Genomic DNA, 10567 nt, shown 5'->3' on the forward strand with positions numbered 1-10567 from the left:
GGCGGCGGGGTGTCGACGGGGGAGCGGATGGCGTCGTCGTCCTCGATGAGGAGCACGCGGGCGGAGGAGGGCATGTGGTCGAACCTAGGGGCCGCGGATCGGGGCGCATCGGTCGACGGCGCGTCGGTCGAGGTGGAGTGCAGCGGTGTGGCGCTGGAGGTCGGCGTGCTCGACGGCGTCGCGGCGAACGCGGCGGTCGAGCCGAGCGCGACGAGTCCGAGGGCGCCGACAGCGATGCCGATGGTCAGGGCGCGCTTCTTCGGACGGCGCGGCCCGAAGCTCGAGCCCTTCTCGGCGGGGGTGGTCGACTCGGTCATGGGTGTCTCCTCGTTCCGGCCCGGTGCCGACCCCGTTCGGGATCGGTTGCGGCCGGTTCCATCTCAGATTCGAAGGCGAATCTGAAGCCGGACTTAAGAACAGACCCTCCACAGCAGACGCCGGGTGCGCCCCGATCCGCGGCCCCTAGGTTCGACCACATGCCCTCCTCCGCCCGCGTGCTCCTCATCGAGGACGACGACGCCATCCGCTCCTCCGTCGAGACCGCGCTGCGCAGCGAGCGCTTCACGGTCCGCGGTCTCGTCTCCGGCGAGGACCTCGCCCGCGAGCTGAGCACCTTCGCTCCGGACCTGGTGATCCTCGACTGGATGCTCCCCGGCCCGAGCGGCATCGTGCTCGCCGAGCGGATCCGCCGCAGCAGCGACGCGGCCGTGATCATGCTCACCGCCCGCGACGCGGTCGACGACCGCCTCCGCGGCTTCGACGAGGGCGTCGACGACTACGTGGTGAAGCCGTTCGTGCTCGCCGAGCTCGTCAAGCGCGTGACCGCCGTGCTGCGGCGCCGCGGCCGCATCCCGTCCGTCGTCGAGATCGGCGACCTCGTCGTCGACCCGGAGTCGGGCCGCGCCCGCCGCGGCGGCGTCGCCCTCGACCTCACCGCGACCGAGTTCCGCCTCCTCGCCTTCCTCGCCGGTAACCGCGGCCGCACCCTCACCAAGACCCAGATCCTCACGCAGGTCTGGGGCTACGACCACGTCGACCCGAACCTCGTCGAGGTGCACCTCAGCTCCCTCCGCAAGAAGATGGAGGCGCACGGCGACCGGCTCGTGCACACCGTCCGCGGCCTCGGCTACCGGGTGGAGGCGTGAGCCGCTCCCAGCCGGGCGCCCTGCGGACCGGCTCGCTCCGCCTCCGCACCGTCCTGGCCGTGCTCGCGCTGCTGGCCGTGCTGCTCCTGGCCCTCTCGGCGACGGTGCAGGCGGTGCTCGGCGAGCGCCTCCGCGACCAGATCGAGGAGCGGCTGCAGGACCGTGCCTCCGCCGCCGCCGCGCTGGTCGGCACGATCGCCGACGACGCCCTCGCCTCCCGCCTCTCGGCGCAGGGCGTCTCGGTGCGGATCACGAGCCCCGAGGGCGAGGACGTCGTGGCCGGGCCGAGCCCGGAGCAGCTGCGACTGGGCCCTGGAGCCGCCGACCAGCTCGGAGAGCCGCCGTCGCCGCCCGGCACGAGCTCCTCCTCCGGAGCCGTCTCGCCCCGAGCCGCCTCTGCCGCCGTCACCGTCGTCTCGAGCAGCGTCGCCGCCGACGACGAGCTGATCACCCTCGAGTCGACCCTCAGCGACGGCACCCGCCTCGAGCTCACCAGCGAGGCCGGATCGGTCGGCAGCACCCTCGCGCAGCTGAACGGGATCCTGCTCGGCGCGTCGGCCGTGTTCCTCCTGCTGGCCGCGCTCGCGCTGATCGTCGTGGTCCGCGCGACCCTCCGGCCCCTGGAGCGGATGACCGACGTGGCCCGCGACATCGCGCACGGCGACCGCGGGCGGCGGCTGCGCCCCTCCCGTCCGCGGACGGAGCTCGGCCGCACCGCGACCGCGTTCGACGAGATGCTCGACGACCTCGAGCAGGCCGAGCGCAATGCCCTCGCCGCCGAGGCGACGGCCCTCGCGGCGGAGCAGCGGATGCGCGCGTTCGTCTCGGACGCCGCGCACGAGCTGCGGACGCCGGTCGCCGGCATCCAGGCCGCCGCCGACGCGCTCGTCCGCGGCGACGGCGGCGAGCAGGAGCGCGAGCGCCTCTCGGTGCACGTCGTGCGGGAGTCGCTGCGCGCGGGTCGCCTCATCCAGGACATGCTGCTGATGGCGCGGCTGGACGAGGGCCTGGCTCTGGAGTCGCGTCCGCTGGACCCCGCGGTCGTCGCCGAGGCCGCGATCGAGCGCCAGGAGCTGCGCCGCCCGGGCCTCGCGATCGAGCTGCACCGGCCCGCCGAGCCGCTCCTGGTCAGCGCCGACGCCGACCGGCTGGCCCAGGTGCTCGGCAACCTCCTCGAGAACGGCGCCCGCTTCGCCCGCTCCCGGATCGACGTCGCCGTCGAGGCGGCCGCCGACTCCGTCACGATCACCGTCGACGACGACGGCCCCGGCATCGCCGAGGCCGACCGCGAGCGCGTCTTCGACCGCCTCGTCCGCCTCGACGACGCCCGCAACCGCGCCGACGGCGGCTCGGGCCTCGGCCTGCCGATCGCGCGCGGGCTGGCCCGGGCCCTCGGCGGCGACCTCGTGGCGGAGGCGGGGCCCGTCGGCGCCCGCTTCCGGGTGACGCTGCCTCGCGCGGGGTGACGCCGTCCCGCTCCCCCTAGGCTCGACGGGCGCGCGGGCCCCGCTCCGCCGGGACGGCAGGAGTGGCTCCATGGACAGGGACGACGCGGAGCAGCGTGTCCGGCAGGCCCGCGACGAGGCCCCGAGGTTCGGGAGCGGTCCCCTGCTCGCCACCTTCACCGTCCGGCACCGCCGCGGACTCGACGTCGCCTTCGTGCTCGACGGCGCCGACGGCGACTTCCAGATCGGAATGGGCGCCGCGTCCGACGACTTCCGGAGCGTCCTCACCGTCGGGGTCGACCGCGAGGACGGCCGCATCCGCGGCGTCTCCAGCTGGACCGTCGACGGCCGCGAGAGCCGCGTGCCCGTGCGGATCCTGCACTGCTCCGCCACCGTGATCATCGTGGAGGCCGCTCCCCTCCCCCTCGACCGGCGCCCGTCCTCGCTCAAGTGCTGGTCCTTCCTCCGCCGTGCCTCCGCCGACCACCACTCCGACGTGCTCGGCTTCGTGTCCCCCGACCTGGCCGACCTCCCCCCGGTCCGACTCCTCACCGATCCGCGGGCGCGGCGCGGGCGCTGAGCCGGCCTCCCGCGCGACGGATCCCGCCCGACCCGCAGGCGCCGGTGCGATCATGCGCTGACGCGACCCGCCCGGAGGTCCGCCCGACCCGGAGGAGCGCCCGTGACGCAGGAGGTGCAGTCGTCCCGGCTGCGGTCGCTCGGGAGCGAGGCGTTCTTCGGGGCGACGGTGGTCGTCGCGGCGGCGTGGTCGGGTGCCCGGGCGTTCCAGCTCTACGGAGGGTGGGGCGTGGTGCTCGCGGTGGCCGCGGTGATCGTCGCGGTGCTCGGCTTCGGGCTCCGGCGGCGCGTCGAGGAGCGGTGGTCCCGGCCGAGGCTCGAGAGGCTGCGAGCCGAGCATCCGGACGGCGGCGTCACCGCAGTGCTGAACACTCCGGAGACGCTGGCCTCGCTGCGGACGCTCGCGGTCGCCGGAGCCGCGGTCGACCTCCCGGCGCTGCGCGCGGCGAAGCCGGACCCCGTGCTGCTGGCCGTCGTCACCGCGAGGGCGCTCTCGCTGTTCCGCGCCGACGCGGACCTCTCGCCGATCGCGTTCCTGCCCCTCACCGCCGGGGACGCCCCCGAGTCGGTGACGGGCTACCACCACGGTCACGCGCTCACGGCTCCCGTTCTCACGGTCCGGCAGCAGGGGACGGAGCAGCGGCTCGCCCTCTTCCCCGCGCGAGCCTGAGACGCGGCTCAGCCCGCACCCATGCCTACGATCACCGATCGCGCAAGCACCTGCTCGCGGGGCGCCCGCGCGTCAGCATGAGCGGGATGGACACGATCGAGGAGGCGGGCGCCTGGGCGCGCTCTCTGGTGCGCCGCGAGTTCGGCGTCGGCCTCGTCGACCTGGAGCCCGTCGTCGGCGGACTCGACCACGGAGCGCGCGTCTGGTGCGCGGCCGACGGCTCCGGGGCGCTGTGGAGCGTCAAGGCGTCGGCCCGCGACGGGCGCTTCGGCCTCGCGCTCTCGGCGTCGCTGGGAGAGGCGGGGGTGCCGGGCGTCGCGGCGCCGCACCGCGCCTCCGACGGGCGCCCCTGGGTGGAGGACCGTGGGCTGCGGGTCTCGGTCGCGCCGTGGATCCTCGGCGAGGACGCCGTCGACTCCGGCGAGGACGCCCTCGACTGGGAGGGGTTCGGCGCGGTCCTGCGCTCCGTGCACGACGCCGAGCCGCCGACCCTCGCGCCTCCCGTGCGGCGGGGCATCCGCCGCGTCCGCCGTCCGCTCGCCGACCTCCTCGCCGAGACCGACGAGAGGATCGACGCGCAGCCGGAGCCCCGCCCCCGCCTCACCGCGCTGTGGCGCGCGAACCGCTCCCGCCTCGACGCCCTCGCCGGCGCTGAGCGGCGGCTGAAGCGCGCCCGCACGCCCACCTCCCGCGTGCCCCTCCACGGCGACCCGCATCCCGGCAACGTCGTCATCGACGAGAGCGGCCGCCCCTGGCTGATCGACTTCGACGAGGCCACCGTCGCCCCGCGGGAGGCCGACCTGCTCCTGATCGAGCTGGGCGTCATCTACTCGCGGCCGATCAGCGACGTGCAGCGCTCGGCGTTCCGCGCGGGCTACGGCGAGGCCCTGATCGACGACGAGCGGATCGTCCGCTTCGGCTGCGTCCGCGCGGTCGAGGACGTGGCCGCCACTGTCGCGCTGGCCCTCGCCGACCCGGAGCCGGAGGAGCGCGAGGCCGCCCCCGTGCCCGCCTCCCGCCTCGGCCGCGCCGCCTCGGCGCTGCCCGTCCCCACTCCGCTCGACCTGCTCGCCGGCCAGCTCGGCCCGCACGGCCTCGTCTCGCTCGTCGAGACCGCCCTCCGCCGCCCCGCCTGACGCGGCCCTCCGACCCCGCCCCCGTCCGACCCTTCACAGCAGGAGACCACCCATGCGCAGACGATTCATCCCCCTCGCCGCCGTCCTGGCGTCGACCGCCGCCCTCACCGGCTGCAGCGGCTTCGGCGGAGGAGGCGGCGGTTCGGCCGACGCCGACTCGATCACCTTCACCACCTGGGCCAGCGAGTCCGAGCAGGCGGCCTTCGAGTCGCTGATCACCGACTTCGAGGCCGAGCACGAGGGGGCGAGCGTCGAGCTCAACGTCGTCCCCTACGACCAGATGTTCAGCAACATCGACGCGCAGCTGTCGTCGGGCGAGGCCCCCGACGTGTTCCGCGTCGACTACGGCAACCTCGGCGTCTACTCCAGCCAGGAGCAGCTGCTCGACCTGACCGACCGGATCGACGACTTCGACTCCTTCACGCCCGCGTTCCAGGAGGCCGTCTCCTTCGAGGGGAAGCCCTACGGCGTCCCGCACCAGACCGACGTGTCGGCGCTGCTGGTGAACACGCAGCTGCTCGCGGCGGCCGGCATCACCGACGTGCCGACCACCGCCGACGAGGCGTGGACCTGGGAGGAGTTCGCCGACGCCTCCGCGAAGCTGCGCGCGAGCCTGCCCGCCGAGCAGTACCCGTTCGTCTACAACTGGCAGCTCGGCGGCACGCCCCGCTGGCTGAGCTGGCTGTTCGAGGCCGACGGCACGCTCCTGGAGGAGGACGGCACCACTCCGGCGATCGACTCCGCCGCCGGCGCGAAGGCGCTGGACTTCACGAAGAGCTTCTTCGACAACGACTGGGTTCCGCCGACCAGCTCGGTGAAGTCCGCCACCTACGCCGACTCCTTCTTCACGGAGCAGACCGCGGCGATGGCGTTCGCCGGGTCCTTCCTCGTGCCGGACATCGACGACCTCGCCGACTTCGAGTGGACCGCCACGCCGATGCCCGTCGACGAGCGCGGCGCGACCGACCTCGGCGGCAACGCCCTCGTCGCCACGGCCGACACCGACAACCCGGAGCTCGCGACCGAGTTCCTCTCGTTCATGACGCAGGCCGACACCATGGCCGAGTTCTGCGCGGCGACGAACGAGCTGCCCACCCGGTCCGACATCGACCCCGCGTCGATCGACTTCGCGGTGCGCCCGGACGTGATGCCCGTGTTCGTCGAGCAGGCCGCGACGATCACCCCGCGGGACGTGCAGCAGCTCACCTCGCCGTTCCTCGCGAAGATCTCCGTCGCGATGCAGGACCAGCTCGAGGAGGCGTTCGTCGGCGGGCGCAGCACCGAGGAGACCCTCTCCGGCCTCGACGCGGCCATCCAGCAGGCGACCAGCTGATGACCGCCACCACCCTCCGCGGCCGGGCGGGCTCCTCCGCCCGGCCGCGGTCGGCCCGCAGGCGCGAGGCCCTCGCCGGCTTCGGCTTCGTCGGCCCGAACCTGCTCCTGATGGCGCTGTTCCTGTTCGTGCCGATCCTCTGGGCGATCCAGCTCTCGTTCCAGGAGTCGCGCGGCTTCGGCACGCCCGAGTGGGTCGGCTTCGCGAACTACCTGCGGATGGGCGCCGACCCGGTGTTCTGGCAGAGCCTGGGCAACACGCTCCTCTTCACCGCGGTCACCGTGCCGCTCGAGCTCGCCGGCGGCCTCGGCCTGGCCGTGCTGCTCAACTCCGTCCTGCCCGCGCGCGGGATCTTCCGCACGGTGATCGTGCTGCCCCTGGTGATCTCGGGCGTCGCCTCCGGGATGATCGCGGTCACGATCTTCAGCGAGTCCTCGGGCATCGTGAACAAGGTGCTGAGCTCGCTGGGCGCCTCGCCGGTCGCGTGGCAGTCGGACGGCTCCGCGGCGATGATCTCGGTGATGCTGACCGCGGTGTGGCTGCGGATCGGCTTCAACATGGTGATCTACCTGGCGGGCCTGCAGAGCGTCTCGCCCGAGCTCTACGAGGCCGCACGGATCGACGGAGCGACGCGCTGGCAGCAGTTCCGCGCACTGACGGTGCCGCTGGTCGGCCCGTCCACCTTCTTCCTGCTGATCATGAACGTGATCGCCTCGTTCCAGGTCTTCGACATCGTCTTCGTGATGACGGGCGGCGGCCCCGGCTTCTCCACGTCGGTGCTCGGCACCTACGCGTACCGCAACGGCTTCCAGGTCCGAGAGCAGGGCTACGGCGCCGCGCTCGGCGTCGTCATCCTGATGGTCTCCCTCGCCTTCACCTACCTGCAGTGGCGCACGAGCCGCACGCGCGACCTCGTCGACTAGGAGCCCTCATGTCGTCCTCCACCGTCACCACGCCCGCCGCGGTCGCCGCGGCCACCGCCCGCGAGACCCCGCGCCGGCGTCCCTCCCGCCGCGACGGCTCCCGCTCCGGACTCGTCGTCCGCCTCGTCGTCGCGATCGTCGCCTCGGCGATCGTGTTCTTCCCGCTGTACTGGATGCTCGTCATCGCCTTCTCGCCGCGCGGCGAGGTGTTCGCGCCCGGCCCGCCCCGCTTCTGGCCGAGCGAGATCTCGTTCGAGAACTTCGCGACGGTGTTCGCGCGATTCCCCGTGGGCGAGTGGTTCGTCAACTCGGTCGTGATCGGGGCGTTCGTCACGGTGTTCACCGTCGTGGTGAACCTTCTGGCCGGCTGGGGCTTCGCGCGGCTGCGCTTCCCGGGGCGGAACCTGCTGTTCCTGCTCGCACTGGCCACGATGATGATCCCGGTGCAGGCGATCATGGTCGCGCAGTTCAAGCTCGTGACCGGACTGCAGATCTACGGCACCTACTGGTCGGTGATCCTGCCCGGAGCGGCGGCGGCCTTCGGGATCTTCCTCGCCCGGCAGTTCTTCCTCTCCATCCCGGAGGAGCTGATCGAGGCGGCGCGGATCGACGGGGCCGGCCACCTGCGGGTGTTCCTGCAGATCGTGCTGCCGCTCTCGAAGCCGCTGATCGCCGTCCTGATCCTGCTGACTCTGCTCGGCAGCTGGAACGACTTCGCCTGGCCGCTGATCGCCCTGAAGGACAACGAGCTGTTCACGCTGCCGATCGGCCTGCTCTACCTCAAGGGCCAGTCGACGCCTGACTACAGCGCGAGCATGGCGCTGGCGCTGGTGTCGGTGCTGCCGATGGTGCTGCTGTTCCTGTGCTTCCAGCGCTACTTCGTGCAGGGGTTCGCGCGCAGCGGCATCCGGTGAGGTCGGGCGGCGGCACGGGCGGGGGCACGGGCGGAGGCAAGGGCGGCGTGGAGCGGTCGCCGCGGCGGGACGCTCCTGACCGGACGGGGCAGGAGAGGACGTGGAAGGAGAGGACAGAGCAGGGCCGGAGAGGACGGGGCAGGAGAGTGCCGACGGACGCTGCGGGCGGCGGGCGGCGGAGAACGTGAACCACGTGGAGGTCGTCCGGTCGTGATCTCCCGAGTTCGACGGCTCTCCTGCGCGGCGGGGGCGTCCGCCAGCCGGAGCGGGGCGGGAGCGGACCGGGACGCGGGCGGACCGGGACGCGGTGGCCGACGCCCCGAAGCGCCGAAGCACGACGGGACACGGGGTTCGAGGCTCGGAGCTCCGGGACACGGGGCTCGGAGCTCGGAGCTCGGGGCTCGGAGCTCGAGGCTCGACGAAGCGCCAACGTGCCGACGGACCTCGCGGCGCCGGAGGTGAGAGAGCGCGAGGGCGCCTGGGCGTGTCCAGGCACGGCGATTCACCGCCTCGCGGCCGACGGAGTGTCGAATCGCCCGGCATGTCGGGCTGCGGATCAGAACGGCGGAGGCGCGTCCACGAACCGCGGCCGCGTCGGCGACAGCACCGATGGCGACGGTCGAGGTGACGACGGTCGCGATGACCTCAGCTGCGATGACGAGGATCGTGGTGACAGCGGGTGCGGCTGCTGCTCCGGCTGCGGCTCCGGCTCCGGTTCTTGCGCCGACTGCGGCGTCGGTCGTCGCGTGGGCGGCAGCGGAGCCCCGGGCAGCGCCCGCGGTCGGTCGGTGATCCGTCGGCCGGTGGGGGTCGTCCAGACGACGGTGCCGTCCGGATGGAGGGTGTAGGTCCAGCGGTCGCCGTGGCGGACGTGGTGGTGCGCGACGCAGAGCGAGGCCAGGTTGCCGAGGGCGGTCTCGCCTCCGTTCCGCCACTCGAGGGTGTGGTCGGCCTCCGCCGTCGAGGCCGCGCGGGTGCAGCCGGGGAACCGGCAGGTCCGGTCGCGCAGCTGCAGCTGGAGGCGCATCCGAGGGGGCGGGACGCGGAGGGTCCTGCCGACCGACGTCACCACTCCCGTGTCCGGATCGGTCAGCACCCGCGTGAAGGCGGCCGCCGTGCGCACGAGCTCCCGGGCGATGTCGGCGGGGACGAGACCGTAGCCGTCGAGTTCGGCCGGCGCGTCGTCGAGGCCGACCGCGGTGCTGGCGGCGAGGGTGAGGCGCACGTCGGCGCGGACTCCGGAGACCGAGGCGTGGATTCCGGAGCCCGAGGCACGGACGGCGCTCGCTCCTTCTCCCGAGGATCCGTCTGCGGAGATGTCGCCGTCGATGAGCAGATCGACGAGGGCGTCGGCCCGCAGCTGCGCGAGCGTCCGGCCGTCGCCGAGGGAGATGTCAGCGTCTCCACCGGCGCCGCCACCCGTCTCCGCGCCGAGCCCGGCACCGGCACCAGCACCAGCACCAGCACCAGCACCAGCACCAGCACCAGCGTCCGTCCGCGCGCCGACTGCCACCGGAGCATCGCCACGGGCACCAGCACCGCTCTGTGCAGTCGCAGTCGCAGTCGCAGTCGCACTCGCACTCGCACCTGCACCGAACCCGATCCCCGCCGCGTCCGCCCCGTCGCGGAGCGAGCGGGCGATGCGGTCGAGACGGTTGTAGGCGCCGACCGCGACCGGGGCCGGCAGCAGGGCGCAGAGCGTGGCCATGCCGTCGGCCTCGGCTCCGAGCCACACGCTGCGGTCCTCTCGGGCGCGGGCGTGGCGTTCGGTGAACGGCTGCTCGTGCAGCTCGTCGCGCAACCGCGCCACGGTCCGGCGGAGCTGGGTGGGCGTCTGCGTGAGCGCCGCGGCGGCCGCCCGCTCGTCGAAGGGCGCGCGCGACGGAGCGGGGAGGGTCGCGGCGGCGGCGCAGACGACCTCGCCGGCCTCCCAGAGGATCCGGGCCTCGGCCAGGAGGGCACGGGTCGCCGGGAGGTCCTCGATGAGGAGCCGAGCATGCTCGAGACGTCGAGACGCCGCGCGCTCCGACATCCCGAGCGCCGTCGCGAACTCGGCTCGGATCGAGCGCTCCACGAGGTCTCCCGCCTCGCTCCGGGAGAGACGGCTCCCCCGCGCGAACGACTCCGGCACGAGCAACGCCGCCCCGTAGGCCGTGTGCAGGGCGACGGCTCCCGCGAGCAGCACCGGTGCCGAGGAGCGGGCGAGCCCCGCCGCGAGACCGGCGAGCGCGCGCACCGCGTCGAGCGTCTGCGTCGTCTCGCCCGCCTGCACCGCCTCGACCGCCTGCATCGCGTCACCCGAACTTCTCATACATGTATTGAATCAGCGACCACCGACATCGGGCCGGGCCCGTGACCAGGATCGGGACAACGGAGCCGGTACCCCGCCTGTGGAGGGACGAACCGCCGGCGAGCGCGGGCT

Annotated in this window: 10 protein-coding genes; 8 read left to right on the forward strand and 2 right to left on the reverse strand. The window is 73.7% G+C overall.

Annotated elements, in window-relative coordinates:
• Window positions 1–317: hypothetical protein (locus C5C56_RS16920; protein WP_104319980.1), on the reverse strand; the 317-nt coding region annotated here is incomplete at its 3' end.
• A gap of 159 nt (window positions 318–476) precedes the next feature.
• Between C5C56_RS16920 and C5C56_RS16925 the strand changes: the two genes are divergently transcribed.
• From C5C56_RS16925 to C5C56_RS16960, 8 genes are all read left to right on the forward strand, one after another.
• Window positions 477–1145, forward strand: coding sequence for a response regulator transcription factor (locus C5C56_RS16925; RefSeq protein ID WP_104225192.1), 669 nt, complete (start codon window positions 477–479; stop codon window positions 1143–1145).
• Window positions 1142–2611 (forward strand): cell wall metabolism sensor histidine kinase WalK, encoded by a 1470-nt coding sequence (locus tag C5C56_RS16930; RefSeq protein ID WP_104319981.1) that lies wholly within the window; start codon window positions 1142–1144, stop codon window positions 2609–2611. Before C5C56_RS16925 ends, C5C56_RS16930 begins: the two co-directional genes overlap by 4 nt.
• 70 nt (window positions 2612–2681) lie before the next feature.
• Entirely contained in the window at window positions 2682–3170 is a 489-nt protein-coding gene (locus C5C56_RS16935; RefSeq protein WP_104234606.1) for a hypothetical protein, read from the forward strand.
• 102 nt (window positions 3171–3272) lie between these two features.
• Window positions 3273–3839 carry a hypothetical protein gene (locus C5C56_RS16940; protein ID WP_104319982.1) on the forward strand — a complete coding sequence of 189 codons (567 nt, stop codon included), beginning with the start codon at window positions 3273–3275 and terminating at the stop codon, window positions 3837–3839.
• 86 nt (window positions 3840–3925) lie between these two features.
• Window positions 3926–4975, forward strand: coding sequence for an aminoglycoside phosphotransferase family protein (locus tag C5C56_RS16945; protein WP_181137625.1), 1050 nt, complete (start codon window positions 3926–3928; stop codon window positions 4973–4975).
• Between the two features lie 52 nt (window positions 4976–5027).
• A complete protein-coding gene (locus C5C56_RS16950; RefSeq protein ID WP_244229553.1) occupies window positions 5028–6308 on the forward strand; it encodes a sugar ABC transporter substrate-binding protein in 1281 nt (426 codons plus the stop codon).
• Window positions 6308–7231 carry a carbohydrate ABC transporter permease gene (locus C5C56_RS16955; RefSeq protein WP_104225205.1) on the forward strand — a complete coding sequence of 308 codons (924 nt, stop codon included), beginning with the start codon at window positions 6308–6310 and terminating at the stop codon, window positions 7229–7231. Before C5C56_RS16950 ends, C5C56_RS16955 begins: the two co-directional genes overlap by 1 nt.
• 8 nt (window positions 7232–7239) lie before the next feature.
• Window positions 7240–8145 carry a carbohydrate ABC transporter permease gene (locus C5C56_RS16960; protein WP_104295831.1) on the forward strand — a complete coding sequence of 302 codons (906 nt, stop codon included), beginning with the start codon at window positions 7240–7242 and terminating at the stop codon, window positions 8143–8145.
• A gap of 556 nt (window positions 8146–8701) precedes the next feature.
• Here C5C56_RS16960 and C5C56_RS16965 read toward each other — a convergent pair.
• On the reverse strand, window positions 8702–10456 hold the full coding sequence (locus C5C56_RS16965; RefSeq protein WP_104319984.1) for an HNH endonuclease signature motif containing protein: 1755 nt from the start codon (window positions 10454–10456) through the stop codon (window positions 8702–8704).
• Window positions 10457–10567 lie beyond the last annotated feature (111 nt).

This window comes from Rathayibacter sp. AY1D1, from assembly GCF_002932635.1.
Lineage (GTDB): Bacteria > Actinomycetota > Actinomycetes > Actinomycetales > Microbacteriaceae > Rathayibacter.

Bases quoted from the DNA above. Each gene is read 5' to 3' on its own strand.
- C5C56_RS16925 (WP_104225192.1), top strand. From the start codon at position 477: ATGCCCTCCTCCGCCCGCGTGCTCCTCATCGAGGACGACGACGCCATC.
- C5C56_RS16935 (WP_104234606.1), top strand. From the start codon at position 2,682: ATGGACAGGGACGACGCGGAGCAGCGTGTCCGGCAGGCCCGCGACGAG.
- C5C56_RS16945 (WP_181137625.1), top strand. From the start codon at position 3,926: ATGGACACGATCGAGGAGGCGGGCGCCTGGGCGCGCTCTCTGGTGCGC.
- C5C56_RS16950 (WP_244229553.1), top strand. From the start codon at position 5,028: ATGCGCAGACGATTCATCCCCCTCGCCGCCGTCCTGGCGTCGACCGCC.
- C5C56_RS16955 (WP_104225205.1), top strand. From the start codon at position 6,308: ATGACCGCCACCACCCTCCGCGGCCGGGCGGGCTCCTCCGCCCGGCCG.
- C5C56_RS16960 (WP_104295831.1), top strand. From the start codon at position 7,240: ATGTCGTCCTCCACCGTCACCACGCCCGCCGCGGTCGCCGCGGCCACC.
- C5C56_RS16965 (WP_104319984.1), bottom strand. From the start codon at position 10,456: ATGAGAAGTTCGGGTGACGCGATGCAGGCGGTCGAGGCGGTGCAGGCG.